A 21,815-nucleotide genomic window follows, 5' to 3' on the forward strand; every position below is an offset into this window, starting at 1 on the left:
TTTGTGCTCATGCTACACTCAAAGTACTATTTCGCTCACTTAAGTCACTGGCTATTCTAACACCAAACACTTGGAATATTTGACGATGGTTGCTTGACCTAATGGCAACTAACAGAAACAATAAAGCTAGGACTACCAAGGAACTATAAAGCCACATGAAATTCGCACCCACGCTGCTTTTTTGCGTAAGTTTATTTTTTTCATCTTTTGCCTCTAGTCAGGAAGCAGGCGGGACCAATTATGCCTACTTTGGTTTTGAGCCAGACATTATTACCAATTACATTAGCACCGGTAAAAAGCTCGGCTATGTGCGTATTACTGCCGAAGTGATGGTAGAAAACCAAAGCGCGCTAAGCAGCATTGAGCATCACGCACCACTTATTCGCGATGCCATCATCGAGATTCTAGGCCACCAACGCGAAGAAGATATTAAGTCTCTGAAAGGCCGCGAAGAAATACGCATGATGTGCCAAGAGGCGGTAAATGATTTGCTGGTACAAGAAACGGGTAAAAAACTGGTGAGTAAATTGCTATTTACTAAATACCTCTACCAGTAAGCAACACTTACTCTGCACAATAAAAAGCCCATTTAAAATGGGCTTTTTTGCTTTTTAGATTAAGCCTGCTTTTGCTTACCAACAAACCTATCGAGCACTGCTTGAGCGCAGCCAACAAACAAACCAAATAAATGGGCTAAGTTAGCGGTCGACGGACCGATTACATCCATAAAGCCAATCACTAACCACACCAGCATAAACCCAACAATGGCAGGGCTTAGCTGTAACCCAGCCTGTGGCCGTAACCAACCGGTAAACCAGCAATAACCTAACAGGGCGTAAACCACTCCCGACAAGCCGCCAAAATAAGGGCCGGTGGCCAGAAGTTGTGCCACGTTGGGGATCACAGCCGCCACAAGAGTAATCAACAACAATTTGGAGCTGCCCAACTGGCGCTCAATTTCGCCGCCTAGTTGCCACCACCACAAACCATTAAACACAATATGAATCACCGAGAAGTGTAGAAAAATCGGTGTAATCACTCTCCAAAACTGCTCAGAAGCCAACATACTGAGCTGCGGCGTAATGGTAAGGTGCTGCATCATGTAACGGTCAAAGCCGATATTCATCAGCAAATACACCAGTCCTGCAATCAGCAATACACTTAAGGTCACTGGCCCCGCATGGGCAAAGAAGGCACTTTTTACGATGCCTTTACCACCGTAAGAAAAAGAGGCTTTGCGGCTGTCGGCAACAGTCCACGACGCTGCCAAATACTTTTCATCATTGGGGTTTTCTAAAAACTGTTTAAGCTCATATTCAGCTTTTTCAAGGTGCTGCTCATCTTTAAGAAATACTGCTACACCTTGATCAGCGGCCGCTAACTGGCATTCAATTTTTAACACTGCCATGTAATCCACGTAAGCTTGCGCCACTCGCGGGTTACCCATCACTATTAGTTGTTTCACTCAGCGTCACCCGACTCAATCGGTGCAACTGTTCGCCAGGCTTCAAACCCCCCTTGCAAGCTATACACTTCTTCAAAACCTTGATGAATTAGGTATTGCGCCGCACCTTGGCTAGAGATGCCGTGGTAACACATCACAATCAGCGGGGTATCAAATTCGGTATCTGACATTAGCTGGTTAAGGCTGCCATCACTTAAGTGAAACGCATTCACTGGGTGGGCTTGAGAAAATGACTGCTGATCACGCATATCAAGTAATACAGCGCCACTTTCGGCAATTTTTTGCTGAGCGCCGCTCACATCAATTTGTTCAAACTGTTCCATGGTTTTCACTATCGCTATTTTTGACCCACTTTAACTGGTTTAGCCCTAAAGAAAAAGTCACACACTTTGCAGGGAGCGCCTTAGCTCACGCATAAAAAAAGCAAGCCTAAGCTTGCTTTTGGATTAAGGGTAATAAGATTACGCGCCCAAATAGGCCTTACGTACTTCTTCGTTTACCAATAAATTATCGCCGGTATCTTCCAGAACAATTCGGCCATTTTCCAATACGTAACCGCGGTCGGCTAAGCGCAAAGCTTGGTTAGCATTTTGCTCAACCAAAAATACCGTCATGCCGCGCTGGCGTAATTGTTCAACAATATCAAAGATCTGTTGAATGATAATCGGCGCCAAACCTAGCGATGGTTCATCTAGCAATAACAAACGTGGATTGCTCATTAGCGCTCGACCAATGGCTAGCATTTGCTGCTCGCCGCCCGACATAGTGCCTGCTCGCTGGCTTACTCGCTCTAGCAAGCGAGGAAACAAGCTGTACATTTCTTGGATCCGCTCTTCAGTTTCTTGCTTGGTCGCAAAAAAAGCCCCCATTCGCAGATTCTCTTCTACCGTTAGCCGGGAGAATATTCGTCGCCCTTCTGGTACCACTGCAATATCACCGCGCATGATGTCGTGAGTTTGGCTATGGGTAATGTCTTTTCCGTCAAACAACACTTGGCCACTGCTGGCACGAGGATCACCACACAAGGTCATCAACAAAGTGGTTTTACCCGCACCGTTGGCACCAATTAAACTAACAATTTCACCTTGGTTAACCGTAACACTCACATCATGTAAGGCTTGGATTGGGCCATAGTGGGTCGAAACATTTTTTAACTCTAACATTGCTATCTCTTCCCTCGCCCTAAAACTCGCCCAAGTAGGCTTTAATCACCTCAGGGTTATTTCGAATGTCTTCCGGTTTACCATTGGCTAACGGACAACCTTGATTCACCACATAAATGCGGTCTGAAATCCCCATTACCAGCTTCATGTCATGCTCAATCAACAATACTGATACCGACTCGTTGTCACGCAAATCAATGATTAATTTGTCTAAATCGTCAGTTTCTTTAGGGTTAAGACCGGCGGCGGGCTCGTCTAACATTAAAATTTCTGGACGGGTCACCATACAGCGAGCAATTTCTAAACGGCGCTGCTGGCCATAGGCCAAGTTACCCGCTTTACGGTTAGCAAACTCTTTAAGATCCACTTTGTCTAACCAATACTCAGCAAACGCCAAAGCGTCAGACTCACTTTTCTTAAAAGCAGGTGTTTTTAACAAACCCGCCAAAAAGTTAGTATTGAGATGGCGGTGCTGAGCCACTAACAGGTTCTCAATCACGCTCATGTCTTTGAACAAACGTACATGCTGAAAAGTACGCACAATGCCCTTACGCGCAATTTGATGACCCGCTAAACCTTGCAGCGCTTCACCACGGTAAAGAATTTGCCCTGCTGTAGGTTTATAGAAACCCGTTAAGCAGTTAAACACTGTCGTTTTACCGGCGCCATTGGGGCCAATCACCGATACCACTTCTTTCTCATTGAGGCTTAAGGCAACGTTATTTACCGCTAACAGGCCGCCAAAGCGCATAGTAAGGCCATTTACTTCTAATAAGGGATTCATGCTTTGGCCTCCTCTTTTAACTCAATATGAGGACGAGACATAGGCAGTAAACCCTGTGGTCGCCAAACCATCATAAACACCATCATTAGACCAAACATTAACATGCGATATTCGTTAAACTCGCGCGCCATTTCTGGCAATACCGTCATGATAATTGCAGCGAGTATTACTCCAACCTGCGAGCCCATTCCCCCCAATACCACAATCGCCAAAATAATCGCTGATTCAATAAAGGTGAATGATTCGGGACTAATAAAGCCTTGGCGGGCGGCAAAAAAGCTTCCGGCAAAGCCAGCAAAACCGGCACCAATGGTAAAGGCTGTTAGCTTCACCACGGTTGGATTTAACCCTAATGAGCGACAAGCAATTTCATCTTCTCGCAAGGCTTCCCAGGCGCGGCCAATCGGCATTCTTAACAAACGATTAATCACAATCACTGTGAGAACCACCAGCAACAGCGCCATTAGATATAAGAAGATAACCTTGTATTGCGAGTTGTAGCTAATGCCGAAGAAGTTATGAAAGGTATCAAAACCCTCCCCTTTTAGCCGACGGTTAAACTCTAAGCCAAACAGCGTCGGTTTTGGAATACTACTAATCCCGTTAGGGCCGCCTGTAAGGTGAGTTAAATTATTCAGCAATAGGCGAATAATCTCACCAAAACCTAAGGTTACAATCGCTAGATAGTCACCGCGCAAGCGCAATACCGGAAACCCAAGTAAAAAACCAAACAAGGCTGCCATAGCGCCAGCGATAGGCAAACACATCCAGAAACCAAACCCATCAGCACTTAATAATGCATAGGTATAGGCACCTACAGCGTAAAAGCCTACATAACCCAAATCGAGTAAACCGGCCAAACCCACCACCACGTTTAGGCCTAAACCCAACATAACGTAAATAAGAGTTAGCGTGGCTAAATCAACTGAGCCGCGGCTCACCATAAATGGCCATACAATGGCGGCAGCAAGCGCAAACGACACTACCAACCGGTAGGCTTTAGGGTTTTGCTCTGGGCTTGGCAATTTAAAACTAAACTTTTTGCTTGATGCTTTTGCTTTTCTGTTTCCAAAAATAATCGGGTGTAAAAGCTGGCTTAAAAACACCGCAGCCATTCCGATAAATAACCACTTTAAATGCTGCTCATCAGCCAAGGCTAATTTCAAGCCGCTACTGCTTGGTTCCATGCGAATACCGAGCAACCAACCAGCCAATAACATAAAGGTAACGGTTGAGATTAGCGCACCTGATAGATTAAGTTTTTTCATACTTTTTCTACCTCTGGCTTGCCCAGTAACCCGGTTGGCATGAATAGCAAAACAAAACATAACAAACCAAATGACACCACATCTTTGTACTCAGTACTAAAGTAACCGGCGGTTATCGCCTCAGTAATACCCAGTAGCAAACCACCCACTACGGCACCAGGAATAGAACCAATGCCGCCTAATACTGCTGCGGTAAAGGCTTTTAGTCCGGCCATAAAACCAATGTAAGGATTAATAACGCCGTAATAAATACCGAGTAAAACACCGGCTACAGCGGCTAGCGCAGCACCAATAACAAAGGTTAATGAGATAACTTTATTGGTATCAATGCCTAACAAGTTTGCCATACCGATATCTTCAGAACATGCTCTACAGGCGCGTCCCATTCTAGATTTAGTGATAAAAGTCGTTAATACAATCATGGCAACAAAGGTCACCACAAATATCACTACTTGCATGTAAGAGATGGTGAGATTAAAGCCATCTTCTGGGCCAAAGGTCCAACCGCCAGTGATTAAGCTTGGCATCGCAATATCTCGGCTACCTTGCGAAAGGCGCACTAAGTTTTGCAAGAAAATTGACATACCAATCGCCGAGATCAGCGCAATAAGTCGGTTACCACCACGAACCGGCCGATAGGCGATCTTTTCGATGGTCCAGCCATAGGTACTGGTAATAATGATGCTTATGGAAAACGCACCAAACAATAAAATAGGTAAAGAGTCTAATCCCATTAGGGATAGTGCAGCGAGCACAATAAACGCGACGTAACTACCAATCATATAGACTTCGCCGTGAGCGAAGTTAATCATGCCGATAATGCCGTATACCATAGTGTAACCAATGGCGATCAGCGCATAAGTACTACCAATGGTTAATCCATTGACTAACTGCTGAAAGAAATAGAAAAATTGCTCAGACATAGCTGCCCCAATCTAGCGGCTCTTGGCCACTAATTAGTGTCTTTTAAAACGGAAAACACCGACTAACAAGGTGTTAGTCGGTGTGTTATTGCGGAATTACTTAGCGGCCGATGAAGAACCGTCAGCGTGCCAAGTGAATACACCAAAGTCGAAGCCTTTTAGATCGCCTTTAGTATCCCACTGTAGCGGGCCCATTACCGTATCAACTTGGTTGCTACGCAGGTATTCAGCGACGGCTTCAGGATCATCTCCCGCAGCAGTTACACCCGCTACAATAGATTGCATAGCGGCGAAAGCGGTCCAAACAAATGGGCCGGTTGGGTCATCGCCATTTTTAACTAACGCATCAACCACTGGCTTGTTGGCAGGATCTAAATCGTATTTCTTAGGAAGCGTTACTAATAAGCCTTCAGAAGCTTCTCCAGCAATTGCTGAAATGTCTTTATTACCTACGCCCTCTGGGCCCATAAAGGTGGCTTTAAGGCCTTTTTCAGCTGACTGACGAAGGATTAAGCCTAGCTCTGGGTGGTAACCACCGTAGTAAACAAAATCTACATTCTCTTTTTTCAGTTTAGCAATCAGTGCTGAGAAGTCTTTATCACCCGCAGTCACACCTTCAAAAGCCACTACTTCGGTACCAGCGGCTTCTAATTCAGTTTTTACAGAGGTTGCAATACCTTCACCGTACTGCTGCTTATCGTGAATAACAGCAACACGCTTCGGCTTAACTGAGTTAATAACATAACGCGCAGCCGTTGGGCCTTGGTCACTATCAAGACCAATAGTACGGAAAATTAACTGGTAATCACGGGTAGTAATATCTGGATTGGTTGATGCCGGTGTAATCATTAATACACCTTCATCTTCATATACGTCTGACGCAGGCTGAGTCGCACCTGAACATAAGTGACCGATAACGTATTTCACCCCATCGTTGATGATTTTGTTGGCTACAGCCACCGCTTGTTTCGGTTCACAGGCATCATCGTAAACCACTGCTTCAATCAATTTACCGTCAATTCCACCGGCTTGATTAAGCATCTCAACCGCAATACCGCCACCAGCAAATTGCATGTCGCCATACTGGGCTACTGGTCCGGTTACCGGACCTGCAATAGCAACTTTAATTGTGTCTGCAGCGTGCGCCACAGATACTGCGCCAAATAGTGCTAGCGATACCGCTACCCCTGAAGCTGATCTTGTCCATTTAGTCATTGAAAACTCCATGTTAGCTTTTTGTTATAGTTTGTGTGTGTTTGCAGAAGTGCGCATTAATCCATAATGCAGTTATCACCTCATTGGCTGATGTTTTACCTTAAGTCTACTGTGTTTAACAAGTCGACCTAGCTGAACAGGCCCAAGCACAGTTAGTTTTAACAAACTATTTAACTGCAATAAATGTAACCAACCTCACTTAATCAGCACAAAAATCGACAAGAGCGAGCAATGCACCCACAATTGGATCAAAATTAAGCATTTTCATCTTATTTTTTCTAAATATGCTACTACACTGCTGAATAACTAAATTTTGATAATGTTAAATTAGGTTTTTCAGCATAATAATAAAGTTTATTGTAAGGAATGCCCAAGATTAGACTATTTAACTCGGCTTACATTGTGAAGATTTAGGCTTAGATAAAGAATAAATATGCAGAGAAATAAAGACAAAGCGCAGTGCGAAGCGCCGAGGTAAGCACAATACTTACCCCAGCTTTTTTATTTAACTAAACACTGGGCTCCACTTGAGAGGCCATATGCAAAGTACGTGTAGGGAAGGCAAACTCAGCACCATTTGCTTCAACCACTTCCACCACTTTGTTCAGCACATCTTGCTTCACTTCATGGTACTTCACCCAGTTAGTGGTTTTGGTAAAGGTGTAAATAAAGAAGTCTAAAGACGAGGCATTAAAGCTATCAAAATTCACCATCAAGGTTTGAGTAGTGTCTATCTCAGGGTGATTTCGCAGCATCTGCTCGACTTCTGTTACTACCTTGCTCATTTTACTGGCGTCGTCATAACGAATGCCGATGGTTTCTTTGATGCGTCGATGACTCATGCGACTTGGGTTTTCTACCGCAATGCTCGAGAAAATAGAGTTAGGCACATATAAAGGTCGTTTATCAAAGGTACGAATTTTAGTTACTCGCCAGCCAATGTTTTCTACTGTACCTTCAATGCTGCGATCGGGGGAACGGATCCAATCACCCACTTTAAAGGGCTTATCAAAATACACCAACAAAGCACCAAAGAAGTTAGCCAGCAAATCTTTTGCTGCCATCCCCACTATTAGCCCGCCCATACCGCCAAATGCCAATACGCCAGAAATACTAAAACCTAGTGTTTGAAACACGGCCAGCAAAAACAAAATAATTACCGCCGCCCGACATAGCTTAGCCACCGCTTGCACGGTGGTTTTATCTTTCCCCACTGTAATGAGCTGCTCTTCTACGCGGCGCACAAAACGCATCGCTACCCACGCCAGCATGAATACAATCATTACTTGGCGGATAATCGCGATATAGGGTTTAAACTCGGAATCGAGAGCATTGGCAAAGGCCACCGCCACCAACGACAACCCCACCACTGCAATCATCCAGTTAATCGGTTTCCAAAGGGAAAACCAAATGGCGTCGTCCCATACGGTTTTGGTTTTCTCGGTTAAACGGCTTAAACGCGATGCCAGTAAACGCCACACAATAAACGCAACCAAGGTAATACTTAGCACTACAAATACATCAAACAACCAATTAGATGTGGCTAACTGAGCTTGTTCTTGCTCTAACCACAGGGAAAATTCTTCAAACATCGATCCATCTCTTATAAAAAACGCGGCCTAAGCCGCGTTATTAAGTGTGAGTTACGCGCGTAACATTACGCAGCAATGCCAGAGTGACGCAACAAAGCATCCACTTTAGGCTCTCTTCCTCTAAAGGCTTTAAACAATTCCATTGGCTCTTGTGAGCCACCTTTCTCTAGAATATTACTCAAGAAGTGTAAGCCAGTCTGCGCGTTGAAAATACCCTCATCCTCAAATTTTGAGAAAGCGTCAGCCGACAATACCTCTGCCCATTTATAGCTGTAATATCCTGCACTGTAACCACCAGCAAAAATGTGGCTAAAACTGTTTTGGAAACGGTTAAAGCTTGGCGCTTTTATTACCGATACTAATTCACGCACTTCGTTTAAACGTTGTTGCACACTGCGGCCATTGGCTTCTTCATGGTGTAAGCGGAAGTCAAAAATAGAAAACTCCAGCTGACGAACCATCGTCATTGCCGATTGGAAGTTACGTGCCGCCAGCATTTTATCTAACAAGGCTTGCGGTAGAGGTTCTCCGCTCTCAAAATGCCCAGAGATAAAGGCTAAGGCATCACTCTGCCAACACCAGTTTTCTAGGAACTGACTCGGTAACTCTACTGCATCCCAAGCTACGCCATTAATACCAGACACAGCCGCTTCATCCACTTTAGTTAACATATGGTGAATACCATGGCCAAACTCGTGGAATAAAGTAATCACTTCATCATGAGTAAACAGCGCAGGTTTATCGCCAATCGGTTTATTGAAGTTACAAGTCAAGTAAGCGACGGGCTTAATCAGTTTGCCATCGGCGTCTACACGACGGTCAATACAGCCGTCCATCCAGGCACCACCGCGCTTGTGCTCACGAGCATACAAATCTAGGTAGAACGAGCCTCGCAGCTCGCCGCTATCATCGCTAATCTCAAAGAAGCGTACATCTGAGTGCCAAGTATCGATGCCTTGTTTCTCGGTAACGCTAACATTGAACAGGCGCTTAACTACCTCAAACAAACCGCTCAGCACTTTATCTTCCGGGAAGAAAGGGCGCAGCTGTTCATCTGAAATCGCGTAAGTATGTTGTTTTAACTTCTCTGAGTAATACGCCATATCCCAAGCAGCTAATTCAGCGACTTGATAATGTTCGTTAGCAAAAGCATTCAACTCGGCCAACTCGCGCTCTGCTTGTGGTTTAGAACGACCCGCAAGGTCATTCAAAAAGCCCAGTACTTGTGCTGGCGACTCAGCCATTTTGGTGGCCAAGGATTTATCGGCATAACTGTCGAAGCCAAGCAGTTGGGCTAGCTCGGTACGCAGCTCCAACTCTTCATCAATAATCGCGGTGTTATCAAATTTTTGGTCCGTACTGGCTTGTTCAGACGCGCGAGTACTAAATGCGCGGTACATTTCTTCGCGTAGTTCGCGTTTATCCGCGTAGGTCATTACTGGCAGGTAACTAGGAAACTCTAAAGTTAATAAGTAGCCATCTAATTCTTTAGATTCAGCTGCTTGCTTGGCCGCTGCTAGCGCAGACTCTGGTAAGCCTGTTAGTTCACTCTCGTCTGTAATGTGCTTTTGCCAAGCTAACGTAGCGTCTAATACATTATTTGAAAACTGAGAAGACAACTCTGAAAGGCGCTTAACAATCTCACCGTAACGGCCTTGTTGTTCCGCTTCTAGGCCGATACCTGAAAGTTCAAAGTCACGTAAGGCATCACTGATCGATTTTTGTTGGGCAAGGTTGTAGCCACCAAACGCTTCGCTTTCGGCCAATTGCTTGTAGGCCTGATACAAACCTTTATGTTGACCCACAAAGGTGCTGTATTCAGATAAAATGGGTAGGCAGGCTTCATACGCTTCGCGCAGCTCAGGGCTATTCATGACCGAATTGCAGTGGCTGACCGGTGACCATAGGCGGCCGAGACGATCATTCACTTCATCTAAAGGCAGAATGAAGTTTTGCCAAGTCGCGGTGCTGTGTTTAAGCACTTCATCAATCGTCGTGCGGCATTCCTCAATCACTTGCTCTACCGCAGGCTGCACATGTTCTGGCTTAATTTTGCTAAACGGAGGTAATCCGGGTAAATCAAGTAATGGGTTACTCATACAGAATCCTTAAAGACTGAAGAAACGATATCTATGAATACCATAATCTGGGGCTAAAATTTTGTAAATCAACCCACGTTTAGTGATTTGGGCAGTTTACATAGCCTTGATTTAGACTATGATTTCCTTAGGGATTATTTTGGTTTCTCGGTTTATCAATAACCTAGACCAACAGGACTCGTTAATTAATGGACAATAACAACAATACCCCGGTTAATGATAATCCAGGGTTGTGGCAAAAATTAGCTCTAAACAAAGGCACTAATAGCCTTTCCTTGCGCATGTTGTCCTATATTCTCATCTGTTCCACTTTACTTGCCTTAATTATTACCCTTATTCAATTACGCTACGACTACAAGCAAGACGTACAAGTGATTGAAAAAAGCATCGATCAAATTGAAGTCAGCTTTTTGCAGCCTATTGCCGCCAGCCTTTGGAACCTCGACGAAGAACAAGTAGAAGTACAAATTGAAGGCATTATGAACCTGCCTAATATGCAATATGTACTAGTAAAAGAAATTCTCGGTTCTTCTGAAGTGCCTTTGTTAGCCCGTGGTCGCTCAGCAGATCGCTACGACTTATCCCAAGAATTTGAACTTATTTACCAAGGTGAGATGGTAGGTAAATTGTTTGTCGCCGCTTCTCTAGAGCAGGTTTATGAGCGCTTATGGCAAAAAGCCATGCTAATACTAATTAGCCAAACCGTTAAAACCCTCGTGGTTTCTATCGGTATCTTGTTCATCATTTATTATGTGATTGTGCGCCACCTCAACACCATTGTGGAGTATACCCGCAACCTAGATCTAGATAACTTGGGTGCCCCCCTTAAAATAGATACTGGCGCTAAACAGCGTAACGATGAGCTGGGGGAATTGGTTAATACCCTTAATCAAATGACCCAAAAGATTGATCACGAGTTCGACCAAAAACTCAAAGCAACCGAACAATTAGCCCATGAACGAGACTTTTCAGCCACCGTAATTAACGCCAGTAATGCGGTTATTGTCACCCTAGATAACCAGTTAAACGTACTCACTGCCAACCCTGCGGGGGTAATGCTCACCGGTTTTCATCAAGAGGAGCTAGAGGGGCAGAACTGGTTAAGCGTATTTATTGATAACGATATGCGCCAAAAAATCGAAACCGATTTACGTGAACTGCGAGTGATTCAAGATCAAGAGCTTACGCTTACCGACCAAGCCAATAATCAGTACACCTTATTGTGGACGTTCGTGCCCTTTTACGAAGGCAACCACGTATCCCGCATGATTGCATTTGGTTACGACATTACTCCCCTTAAACGGGTAGAGAATGAGATTAAAACCCTCAACGACGAACTTGAACAAAAAGTACAATCGCGTACCGAACGTTTAGAAGAGAGTAACCTACAACTGGCTAGTGCTTTCGACAAACTAAAAAATGCCCAGCAATCTTTGGTAGAAGCCGAGAAAATGGCTTCACTAGGTGGCTTGGTAGCCGGTGTAGCTCACGAAATTAATACACCCATTGGTATTAGTGTAACCGCCGCGTCTTATCTTCAAGAACAAGGTAATCAACTAGAGAAGAACATTGAAAGCGGCAAGCTAAGCCGTAAGTTTATGGAAGATTTGATTCAAAACCTTAATCAATCTACCGACTTGCTACTGAGTAATTTACGCCGTGCATCAGACCTTATCAGTAGCTTTAAACAGGTAGCCGTAGATCAAAGCTCCGAAGCATGTTACACCTTTAACTTACAAGAAAATGTAAACCAAGTGATCACCTCACTAGGGCACAAAGTACGCCGTTCTGGCTGCGAAATTGTTGTAGATTGCCCAGACGACTTAGAGCTATATAGCTTCCCTGGCAGCTTTACCCAAATTTATTCCAATCTTATCCTTAATTCGGTAAAACACGGTTTTGATGATTGGGATGGTGTTAAACGTATCGACATTTCAATTCATCGAGAAAACGACCAGTTGCATATCGATTATCAAGATTCTGGCCGAGGCGTAGATAGCCAGATTGCCAACCGCATCTTTGACCCCTTTGTTACCTCTAAACGCGGCCAAGGTGGCAGCGGACTAGGCACCCATATTGTTTACAACTTGGTGGTACAACTGCTTAAAGGACATATCGCCTTCGACAGTAAACCCAACGAAGGGGTGCACTTTTCGATTCGCTTGCCCTACCAAGCGCAAAAAGCTGATTAACATCTGTCTTTAGTACAGGCTATACTGCTGCAAGTTTTCGGCCCTTTACGGAGTACCTTAATGAAAGAATTTGACTACCTATGCATCGGCGCAGGCAGCGGCGGTATCGCCTCTGCGAACCGTGCATCTATGCATGGCCAGAAAGTGGCCTTGGTTGAAGCTCGCCATGTTGGCGGCACTTGTGTGAATGTGGGTTGTGTCCCTAAAAAAGCCATGTGGTTTGGTGCCCAAGTAGCTGAAGCAATTCACCGTTACGCCCCAGATTATGGCTTTGATGTACAAGTAAATAAATTTGATTGGTCTACCTTAGTGGCTAGCCGCGAAGCCTACATTAAGCGCATTCATGGTTCTTACGACCGTGTTCTGGGCAACAATGGCGTTACCTTAATAAACGGCTTTGCAAAATTTGTAGATGCGAATACGGTTGAGGTAAACGGCGAGCAAATCCGTGCCAAGCACATTCTTATCGCCACCGGTGGTCGCCCAAGCATTCCAAATATTCCTGGCGCAGAACTAGGCATAGATTCAGATGGATTCTTTGCACTTACCGAGCAACCTAAACGTGTGCTGGTGATTGGTGCAGGTTACATCGCAGTAGAACTAGCCGGTGTATTACATTCACTAGGTAGTGAAACGCATTTAGCGGTACGTAAACACGCTCCTCTGCGTAACTTCGACCCTATGCTAAGTGAAACCTTGGTAGAGATCATGGCTGAAGACGGCCCTACTCTGCATACACAAAGCACACCCAAAGCCATTGAAAAACAAAGTGATGACAGTTTAGTCGTTAGTTTTGAGAATGGAAATAGCCTACAAGTAGACACTGTTATTTGGGCAATTGGCCGCGAGCCAGCCAACGATAACATCAACTTAGAAGCCGTTGGTGTAGACATCGACGATAGGGGTTACATTAAAGTCGACGAATACTCAAATACCTCAACGCCAGGTATTTACGCGGTTGGCGACAATATCGGTAAGGTAGAGCTTACGCCGGTAGCGGTTAAAGCAGGACGTTTATTGTCTGAACGTCTATTTAATGGCCAAACCAACGCTAAAATGGATTACGACTTAATTCCTACCGTAGTATTTAGTCACCCAGCCATCGGCACCATTGGCCTAACCGAGCCAGAAGCGATAGGGCAATATGGTGAAGCCAATGTTAAAGTGTATAACTCAAGCTTTGGCGCGATGTACACCGCAGTGACTCAACATCGTCAGGTGACGAAAATGAAGCTTATCTGTGCTGGTGAAGATGAAAAAGTAGTTGGCTTGCACGGTATTGGTTTAGGCATGGATGAAATCCTACAAGGTTTTGGCGTTGCCATGAAGATGGGCGCAACCAAGGCAGATTTCGATGCTTGTGTCGCCATTCATCCAACTAGCGGCGAGGAGTTTGTAACTCTACGCTAGTCAGATATAAGCAACTAGATGGATACCCGTTTAGTTGCTTTTTCTTTCACTTCTCTCTTAAACAGCCCCAAGTTAAGCTTCCCAGCTCTTCCTAAGCCAAAATTAAACAGCCTTGTTTTCATTATATTTTTAACGCTTAGTTCAACGCCAACTACACTCAATAAATCAGTCTTCTTTAGTTCTTAGGATCTCATGAGTATGGATACGGTGTATGCGATTGCTGAGCTTGAATCATTCCTTATCGCCTTAACAGTGCTGTTTATCGGCAGAATCATTTGCAACTATGTCGCAATACTTAAAAAGTACAACATACCCGAGCCTATTGTAGGCGGATTAGTGGTAGCCATTGTTATCACCCTACTCAAATTCCGTGGTATTGAACTCACCTTTGCGCTGCCCTTACAAGATACCTTAATGCTGATGTTCTTTAGCACCGTAGGGCTAGCAGCCAACTACAAGTTATTAGTGAAAGGCGGCAAAAAGGTATTTGTATTTTTAGGTATAGCTTCACTGTATATCGTTTTGCAAAACGGTCTTGGGGTTATGCTCGCCAGCGCCTTAGGTTTAGAGCCCATGATGGGACTATTTGCCGGCTCTATCACTTTGTCTGGTGGCCATGGAACCGGCGCAGCCTGGTCACAAATTTTTGCTGAAGAATACAATATTCAAACCTTGGAGTTTGCTATGGCAGCCGCCACCTTTGGCCTAGTAATGGGAGGGATAATTGGCGGTCCGGTTGGCCAGAGGTTGATTAACAAACATAATTTGGAATCACCTTTCTCAAAAGGTAAAGATCACCATAAAAAGCATCCAGACATTGTCACCTACAGCCGTAAAGAGGAAGACTTAGTTACCCCGACTTCAGTAATTGAAGTGCTATTTTTATTATTGCTTTGCGTCGTTGCAGCAAAATTTACTAAGCAGTTAGAAGTAGAACTCGCATTAAGCTGGCTAAAAATGCCAGACTTTGTTTACGCGCTGTTTTTTGGGGTAATTATTGCTAACAGTTGCGAACTTAGCGGACGCTACGAGATTAACCACGAATGTGTTGATCTATTAGGTACGCTTTCACTGTCACTGTTTTTATCCATGGCTTTGATGAGTTTAAGGTTATGGGAGATATTCGATTTGGCCCTGCCTCTTATCATCATCTTACTATGCCAAACCCTAATGATCGCGGTCTTTGCCAGTCTTGTGAGCTTTAGATTAATGGGCAAAGACTACGATTCATCGGTGATAGCAGGTGGCCATTGTGGATTTGGTTTAGGGGCAACTCCCACAGCAGTAATGAACATGAGCGCATTAGTCTCTAGAAACGGGCCTTCGCCGCCCGCTTTTATGGTGGTACCTATAGTGGGGGCGTTTTTTATCGACATTGTGAATTTAATTGTACTGCAGACTTACATTAGCTTTTTAAATTAACACTAAATAAAAACGGCGCAGAAAGCGCCGTTCTTGATAAAGCCAGTTGGCTGCTATTGCTTAGCTCTGCGCCTTAACCAAGCTAAACCTAACAGTGCGAAGCTAAAGGGAATCCAGGTTTGGGGTTCAGGTACTCGGGCATTAACTACTTGAATTGAGGTACTGGCCAATAGCTGTTGTTGCGAGTCAAAGGCACTTAATACAAAATCATAAATACCAACATCTAATGCGTTAAAGTCAAAAGGAGCAAATTCCATATTCCAAGAATTTTGCGCTAAGTTATTCACGCCAATATTAGAACCGTAGTTGGCTTCATCAACCAAGCCACCGCCATTAGGCGTACTGTTGTTACCTAAAGCATTGTCGGAACTTGGTACATTTACTGGATCAAGGCCAATAAAATTAGTACCCGCACTAGGATCAAAATCAATTTCAAGCAGGTAAGAAAAGTTATCTAAGAATCCACCGCTACCATCAAAGTTGCTATTTACCGACCACTCAAAGTTCCAAATAGCTGTTGATGGGGAATTGGGCGCATAACTAAAGCCCGAAGGAGGGAGGATATTATCAAATTGATAGGTTCCATCACCGTTACTATTAAACACATTTTGCGGCTGGTTAGTGTCATCAAAACGGAGCTTGGCCCTTAAACCTAGTTCAATACCATTTTGGCGATCAGTGGTAAATCCACCATTAGCATTACCACTACCAAAAATCACATCTCCAGTAACGTTCTGATCATACATAATAGTTGCTGATGCTGTTGCGGTTACCATTAGTAACCCTACTCCTGCCAACACTGATTTTGCTTTTATTATTCTCATTTAGCACTCCATGCGCTTGCCTAGTCGCTCAAAAAGCCTGCATATTCCATTCCTTGATGAAAATCATCCTTTATTTCAAAGGTATATGATTATCGGCAAATTATGTTTACGAACAATAAGCAAAAAATTGTATAAATAATTGACAAAGCAGCCTGTCGAGAGATGGGAGGTGCCTCACAACCTTAGTGCTGTTTGCGCCTATAGGCGGGACAAGATGAAGAGTTTTATGATTATTGTTGGAGCCAATTTGTAAAACTAACTGACAGCGGCACCAGCGTTGTAATCAAATACTGGTGCCACCTTAGTTAAAGCTTTTCTAAGGCCTGCTTAATCGGAAATAATACATCGCAGCCTAGTTGCATAGCACGTTCAGGTGACCAACCAAACGCTTCGTCAGGCATATCTGCATTATCTTTAAAAGGCATTTCAATGGTGTAAGACAAGGTTTTAAACTGCTCACCTAACCAAGCGGCAGCAATGCTTAAATTGGCTTGACCAGCTTGGTCTTTGTCGTAACCATGAGTGTCTTGAAAATCAGGTGAAATCGCCATAAAAGCGTGCTTGAAAGTATCTTCTAACAGTTTGTGGCGGGCATCGTACGAGGGAACCCCTTCACAGCCTGCCACAAAGTTGTAGGGGAGATCTTCATCTCCGTGAATATCTAGAAATACATCACCGCCCACTTCCAACATTTTTTGGCGTACCAAGTACACCTCTGGGCTGCGTTCCATACTAGGGTTTTGCCATTCGCGGTTTAAGTTTGTACCTACCGCGTTGGTACGTAAGTGACCGCGTACCGAACCGTCGGGATTCATATTTGGTACTACGTAGAAAACGGTATTTTCCAATAACTTCATCGACAGGGGGTTGTCTTGATCCAATAGGTTACCCAACATGCCCTCCACAAACCACTCTGCCATGGTTTCACCCGGATGCTGCCGCGCCATTACCCACACTTTGTGCTTGGCCTGTTCAGGGTCGCCAATGGTAAGCAAGCTCATATCGCGCCCGTCTAAGGTTTGTCCAAGCGTATTAAGGCTTACTCGATAATCTTGTTGCATAGTATGTAACAAGTCTTGATGGCGCTCGTAGCTATATGGGGCAAAGTAAGCAAAATACACACTGGGTTGCTCTAACAATAATGAGAAATTTAGCTGATCTCCATCAAAACCAGTATCAATCCTAAACCATTCTTCTCGATCATAAGAAGCCACTACTTGATAGTCTTTCCAACCCTTAGCATAAGCAGATTTCCCTGCATTGGTGATGCTAAAACGATAATGTTGCTCAAGTGACGCTTCAAAGCGAAAATGAAACCACTGGAAAAACTCAGATTGATTGTCATGTTTTATTTCTAACTGGATATCCTGCGGTTCCTCTAAAGAAATCACTCGAATATTGCCACTATCAAAACGATCTGTAATGTACATTGTATTCTCACCAGAATAATAAATGGATATGCAGCCAGTATAGCGCTTTAACTAAGTCGCTAAACAACAATTTGTTGGATTAAAAAAGGAGCCTTAGGCTCCTTTCGCTAACAAGTATAAACACCGCTTTAATCTTCTTTTAAGGCCATCACCTTAAAGTAACGTACGTCTAAGTCTTTCGCTAAAGACATCGTGCTCTCTACCGTACGCGACTCGCCTTCTTTTAGCTGTAGCTCGCCAAAATCGATGGTTTGCTGATACACTTGCTGGCCTGTTTGATCTACCAATACAATCGCTAATGACTGCTCAATAGGCCCTTCGGCCAACAATTGGTAACTAACTTCCATATGCTTACCAATATGGTCAGATGCTTCAAAAAAAGCTGAACGAATTTGAGCTTGATCGGTAGCAATCAAGGTATCAAAAGCAAACACGCGTAACTCGGGATGATTTTCTTTATTTAGGTCAAAGTTGTTTCTGCGCTCGATCAGCAGTGCATCTTTTAGCTGACGATTTTGATCCTGAGTAATTTGCGCATCGGTGTGCATGTCTGCGTAATCATCTTTTAGCTGATTATATGAAGGTAATAAGGCGATAAGAAAAAACACAGCGCTAAAGGCTACGATGGCTAAACCGACACTTATCCAGCGGTATTTACGCACATGTTTATAGGCTTTTTTATAATACTGATGGCGTGATTTATGGTGCTCGTAGCGCGCCTGTAGGCTCACGCCTGAGTGACCCATTCGTTGATTGGAAGCATTGGCTTCAGTAATTTGAGGCGGCTCTGCCACTATATTGCTCTCGATATCATGAGCAGACATCATCTCTTCCCTAAGATTGTCTAAGTATTGATTTAGTGATTAAGTCATCACTAAATATTTTTGTAACCCTATCAACATAGCAGCTAGATGCGAACTCTACCGTAAGAATCATCTATATGCTTAATAAATGTACTGTAATTGCTTATGTAAATCGTTTGCTCACACTACAAAGCACTACACTTTACCCGTATGGTGAGTACAATGAGCGCCAAATAGCACAATAAGTGGGGATGAAATGGCCATTCAATGGTATCCAGGGCATATGCACAAAGCCCAAAAGCAGATTAAAGAAGTGATGCCAAAAATCGATTTAATTATCGAGGTATTGGATGCGCGGATCCCCTACAGTAGCGAAAACCCTTTGGTAGCCACCTTACGTGGTGATAAACCCTGCATTAAGGTACTGAATAAAAGCGACTTAGCCGACCCTAAAGTGACCGCTTTATGGCAAGAATATTTTGAACAAGAGCAAGGAGTTAAGGCGATTCCTTTGTGTACAATTCAAGGTAATCAAACTCAAGATTTGTTAGCGCTTTGCCGCAGTATGCTGCCTAACAAGGGTGGTGTAGATAAACCTATTCATACCATGATCTGTGGTATTCCAAATGTAGGTAAATCCACCTTAATTAACGCCTTGGCCGGCCGACAAATTGCTAAAACCGGTAACGAGCCCGCGGTGACAAAAGCTCAACAGCGGATCCGTTTAGAAGGCAATATTATCTTATCCGATACTCCTGGAATTTTGTGGCCAAAGTTTGATAATGTCGCCAGCGGCTACCGCTTAGCCACTACCGGCGCAGTTAAAGATACGGCTATGGACTACGATGACGTAGCAGCCTTTGCCTGTGAGTATTTGCTACAAGCTTACCCAGAAGAACTAAAATCCCGTTACAAGCTTGAAGAATTGCCTGATTCAGAAGTTGTTTTGATGGAAGAAATAGGCCGTCGTCGCGGCTGTTTAGTGCGTGGTGGACACGTTGATTATGTAAAAGTGGCCACTATTATTCTCAACGAATTACGCGATGCAACGATTGGAAGAATAAGTTTAGAAACCCCCGCGATGATTGCGATTGAGAAAGTCGAAACCGCTAAGGTTGTAGCTGAGAAAGAAGAGCGTAAAAAAATGGTGGAAGAGTTACAGAAAACTAAAAAACGCCAGCGCCGTCGTAAAAACAGTTAAACCTTGAGTAAGTATTGAGTGAACGAGTTTTGCTAGCCCGCAACTAAAAACACCACGCAAAGGCGTGGTGTTTTTCTATTAAGCCAAATACTTACTTAATCATGTAAGCAATAACTTCTTTAATTTCGTCTTCGCTACAATCGCCACAAGTCCCTTTTGCTGGCATAGCGTTAAAGCCTTTCCAGGCGTGGTCAAACAAGGTTTGCTCACCTTGAGCAATACGCGGAGCCCAAGCTGCGCTGTCTCCTTTCTTAGGTGCGCCTGCCGCGCCAGTACTATGACAAGCAGTACAGAATGTATTGTAAACCGTTTCACCATCACGTGGGCCACTTGAAGCTGCTGGCGCTTTGGCGACGTCTAATTCACCATCTAGGTAAACTTCACCCACTGGCTTAATACGCTCAGCAATGGCTTCGTCAGACATGTCTGCCGCAAACGCGTTAGGCACAATTGTTAAGCAAATAGATAGTACCAGTGTTTTCCAGTTCAAAAGCTTCACCCTTATCTCTCCTCGTCGTGCCTACTGACCGCAGTATTAGGCATCCTTGTCATTATTGGCAAAATTATACCCGCTATTACCTTGAGGTTAAACCATTGTAAAAACGAATATTAGATTGATGTATCCGAGTTGTTAGTTAGCTAGGATTTTTTAGAATATCGCGCCACGGTAAATGCGGATCGCCCAATGAGATAAAATTGGGGTTTTCTAAAGACTCCCGCTGGTTATAGCTTAATTCACGCAGATGTAAATCGAGCAAAGTACCGCCAGCTTCTTGTAAAATAATCTGTGGAGCACCCGTATCCCATTCCCCTGTTGGTCCAACCCTAATGTAACAATCAGCTGCCCCTTCCGCCACCATGCAGCTTTTTAAGCTAGCACTCCCCAATGGGTAAAGTTTGTAATGATAATTACAGTTTAATATGGCTTGCAATAAAGCGGGACGTTGTACTCGGCTAGTCGCCACTCGAATATGTTCTGGCTTCTCAGGATAGTGACGGCTCTGAATAGCGCTGCGTACGCCATTTTGCTCTTTAAATGCGCCATGCCCTTTAACGGCCGCGTAAAGAATTTGTACGATAGGCCCATAAACTACCCCAAGTACCGGTTGATTATTGTCCACCAACGCAATTTCAGTGGCGAAATCACCGCTACCAGAGACAAACTCTTGAGTGCCATCCAAAGGGTCGACCAGCCAATAAGTCGTCCAACTTTCACGTTCAGCCAAGCTTATATCGGCTTGTTCTTCAGATAAAATGGGAATGTCAGGCGTGAGCGCGGTTAAGGCATCCATAATAAAATGGTGGGCTGCGTAATCTGCCGACGTTACTGGTGTAGCGTCGTCTTTAGTCTCACTAACAAAATCGCCTTTTTCGTAAATATTACGAATAATCTCGCCAGCACCGCGGGCTATTTCAATTACCTCAGGTAACACACTAGCAGGGTCAAACATCCTATTACTTTCTCACTTTGTTCTGCGTTAACCATTTCTCTAATAGCAACAATGACGCAACACTGCGGGCTTCAGAAAACTCTTTGCGGGCATATAAACTGTCTATTTGGTTTAAGGGAACCTTAATCACCTCAAGCGGTTCGGGCTCATCGCCTTCTAGTACGCTGGGCTCTAAACCTTGGGCAACAAACACCGACATATGGCTAGAAAAGTAACCGGGTGCTACCGACAACTCGGTAAGCAACTGCAAGCTATTGGCCTTAAATCCAATTTCTTCTTGCAGCTCGCGGTTAGCAGCTTCAAGGGCGGTTTCGCCACGATCTACCAAGCCTTTAGCAAAGCCTAGTTCATAACGTTCTGTTCCGGCGGCATATTCGCTAATAAGCAGCAGTTCATTTTGCTCAGTGATCGGCAAAATCATAACCGCGCCTTGGCCTGATCCAACTAAACGTTCATAAATTCTTTTTTCGCCATTACTGAACTCCAGATGTAACTCTTCAATTTTGAAGAAGCGACTTTCGGCAGCTATGGCGCTGTCTAATAATCGAGGCGGATGATGCTTGCTCATCTATC

The 21,815-nt window shown here is 44.2% G+C and carries 20 protein-coding genes; 5 read left to right on the forward strand and 15 right to left on the reverse strand.

The genetic code is table 11. The features are described 5' to 3' along the window. Positions 1-155: 155 nt before the first annotated feature. Positions 156-557, forward strand: coding sequence for a flagellar basal body-associated protein FliL (locus FFR00_RS18070; protein ID WP_137674814.1), 402 nt, complete (start codon positions 156-158; stop codon positions 555-557). Between the two features lie 59 nt (positions 558-616). Here FFR00_RS18070 and glpG read toward each other — a convergent pair whose 3' ends face one another. From glpG to prlC, 9 genes are all read right to left on the reverse strand, one after another. After that, on the reverse strand, positions 617-1,465 hold the full coding sequence (gene glpG / locus FFR00_RS18075; RefSeq protein ID WP_137674815.1) for a rhomboid family intramembrane serine protease GlpG: 849 nt from the start codon (positions 1,463-1,465) through the stop codon (positions 617-619). After that, on the reverse strand, positions 1,462-1,788 hold the full coding sequence (gene glpE, locus FFR00_RS18080; RefSeq protein ID WP_137674816.1) for a thiosulfate sulfurtransferase GlpE: 327 nt from the start codon (positions 1,786-1,788) through the stop codon (positions 1,462-1,464). The genes glpG and glpE overlap by 4 nt, the downstream gene beginning before the upstream one ends. A 138-nt stretch (positions 1,789-1,926) precedes the next feature. After that, the gene (locus tag FFR00_RS18085) at positions 1,927-2,628 is read right to left on the reverse strand and encodes an ATP-binding cassette domain-containing protein (RefSeq protein ID WP_137674817.1); all 702 of its coding nucleotides are present in this window, start codon (positions 2,626-2,628) and stop codon (positions 1,927-1,929) included. Between the two features lie 19 nt (positions 2,629-2,647). Further along, positions 2,648-3,412 carry a high-affinity branched-chain amino acid ABC transporter ATP-binding protein LivG gene (gene livG, locus FFR00_RS18090; protein WP_137674818.1) on the reverse strand — a complete coding sequence of 255 codons (765 nt, stop codon included), beginning with the start codon at positions 3,410-3,412 and terminating at the stop codon, positions 2,648-2,650. Beyond that, positions 3,409-4,680, reverse strand: a complete 1,272-nt coding sequence (locus tag FFR00_RS18095) for a high-affinity branched-chain amino acid ABC transporter permease LivM (RefSeq protein ID WP_137674819.1) — start codon at positions 4,678-4,680, stop codon at positions 3,409-3,411. Before FFR00_RS18095 ends, livG begins: the two co-directional genes overlap by 4 nt. Then, positions 4,677-5,603: a high-affinity branched-chain amino acid ABC transporter permease LivH gene (gene livH / locus FFR00_RS18100; RefSeq protein WP_137674820.1), complete on the reverse strand. Its 927-nt coding sequence runs from the start codon at positions 5,601-5,603 to the stop codon at positions 4,677-4,679. The genes FFR00_RS18095 and livH overlap by 4 nt, the downstream gene beginning before the upstream one ends. A 96-nt stretch (positions 5,604-5,699) precedes the next feature. Beyond that, positions 5,700-6,818 (reverse strand): branched-chain amino acid ABC transporter substrate-binding protein, encoded by a 1,119-nt coding sequence (locus tag FFR00_RS18105; RefSeq protein WP_137674821.1) that lies wholly within the window; start codon positions 6,816-6,818, stop codon positions 5,700-5,702. 509 nt (positions 6,819-7,327) lie between these two features. Further along, positions 7,328-8,410: a mechanosensitive ion channel family protein gene (locus tag FFR00_RS18110; RefSeq protein WP_137674822.1), complete on the reverse strand. Its 1,083-nt coding sequence runs from the start codon at positions 8,408-8,410 to the stop codon at positions 7,328-7,330. 65 nt (positions 8,411-8,475) lie between these two features. Continuing rightward, complete coding sequence (gene prlC, locus FFR00_RS18115) at positions 8,476-10,509, reverse strand: oligopeptidase A (protein ID WP_137674823.1); 2,034 nt, start codon at positions 10,507-10,509, stop codon at positions 8,476-8,478. Positions 10,510-10,697: 188 nt separating this feature from the next. Between prlC and FFR00_RS18120 the strand changes: the two genes are divergently transcribed. The 3 genes from FFR00_RS18120 (at position 10,698) to gltS (ending at position 15,533) form a co-directional block, all read left to right on the forward strand. Beyond that, the gene (locus FFR00_RS18120; RefSeq protein ID WP_137674824.1) at positions 10,698-12,701 is read left to right on the forward strand and encodes an ATP-binding protein; all 2,004 of its coding nucleotides are present in this window, start codon (positions 10,698-10,700) and stop codon (positions 12,699-12,701) included. Between the two features lie 60 nt (positions 12,702-12,761). Further along, positions 12,762-14,111, forward strand: a complete 1,350-nt coding sequence (gene gorA, locus FFR00_RS18125) for a glutathione-disulfide reductase (protein WP_137674825.1) — start codon at positions 12,762-12,764, stop codon at positions 14,109-14,111. A gap of 198 nt (positions 14,112-14,309) precedes the next feature. Further along, positions 14,310-15,533 (forward strand): sodium/glutamate symporter, encoded by a 1,224-nt coding sequence (gene gltS, locus FFR00_RS18130; protein ID WP_137674856.1) that lies wholly within the window; start codon positions 14,310-14,312, stop codon positions 15,531-15,533. A 53-nt stretch (positions 15,534-15,586) separates the two neighbouring features. Here gltS and FFR00_RS18135 read toward each other — a convergent pair whose 3' ends face one another. The 3 genes from FFR00_RS18135 to FFR00_RS18145 all read right to left on the reverse strand — a co-directional run bounded on the left by FFR00_RS18135 (position 15,587) and on the right by FFR00_RS18145 (position 18,614). After that, entirely contained in the window at positions 15,587-16,357 is a 771-nt protein-coding gene (locus FFR00_RS18135) for a PEP-CTERM sorting domain-containing protein (protein WP_137674826.1), read from the reverse strand. Between the two features lie 305 nt (positions 16,358-16,662). Beyond that, a complete protein-coding gene (locus tag FFR00_RS18140) occupies positions 16,663-17,787 on the reverse strand; it encodes a M14-type cytosolic carboxypeptidase (protein WP_137674827.1) in 1,125 nt (374 codons plus the stop codon). Between the two features lie 128 nt (positions 17,788-17,915). Next, positions 17,916-18,614, reverse strand: coding sequence for a hypothetical protein (locus FFR00_RS18145; protein WP_137674828.1), 699 nt, complete (start codon positions 18,612-18,614; stop codon positions 17,916-17,918). Positions 18,615-18,846: 232 nt separating this feature from the next. On the opposite strand from FFR00_RS18145, the gene ylqF reads away from it, so the two are divergent. Continuing rightward, positions 18,847-19,791 (forward strand): ribosome biogenesis GTPase YlqF, encoded by a 945-nt coding sequence (ylqF, locus tag FFR00_RS18150; protein WP_137674829.1) that lies wholly within the window; start codon positions 18,847-18,849, stop codon positions 19,789-19,791. 91 nt (positions 19,792-19,882) lie between these two features. On the opposite strand, the gene FFR00_RS18155 is transcribed toward ylqF, so the two are convergent. The 3 genes from FFR00_RS18155 to nudE form a co-directional block, all read right to left on the reverse strand. Then, the gene (locus FFR00_RS18155) at positions 19,883-20,290 is read right to left on the reverse strand and encodes a cytochrome c5 family protein (protein WP_137674830.1); all 408 of its coding nucleotides are present in this window, start codon (positions 20,288-20,290) and stop codon (positions 19,883-19,885) included. A 136-nt stretch (positions 20,291-20,426) separates the two neighbouring features. After that, positions 20,427-21,242: a 3'(2'),5'-bisphosphate nucleotidase CysQ gene (cysQ, locus tag FFR00_RS18160; protein WP_137674831.1), complete on the reverse strand. Its 816-nt coding sequence runs from the start codon at positions 21,240-21,242 to the stop codon at positions 20,427-20,429. 4 nt (positions 21,243-21,246) lie between these two features. Further along, on the reverse strand, positions 21,247-21,810 hold the full coding sequence (gene nudE, locus FFR00_RS18165) for an ADP compounds hydrolase NudE (protein ID WP_137674832.1): 564 nt from the start codon (positions 21,808-21,810) through the stop codon (positions 21,247-21,249). Positions 21,811-21,815: the final 5 nt, after the last annotated feature.

The sequence above is a fragment of the Agarivorans sp. Toyoura001 genome (assembly GCF_005405585.1).
Classification (GTDB): domain Bacteria; phylum Pseudomonadota; class Gammaproteobacteria; order Enterobacterales; family Celerinatantimonadaceae; genus Agarivorans.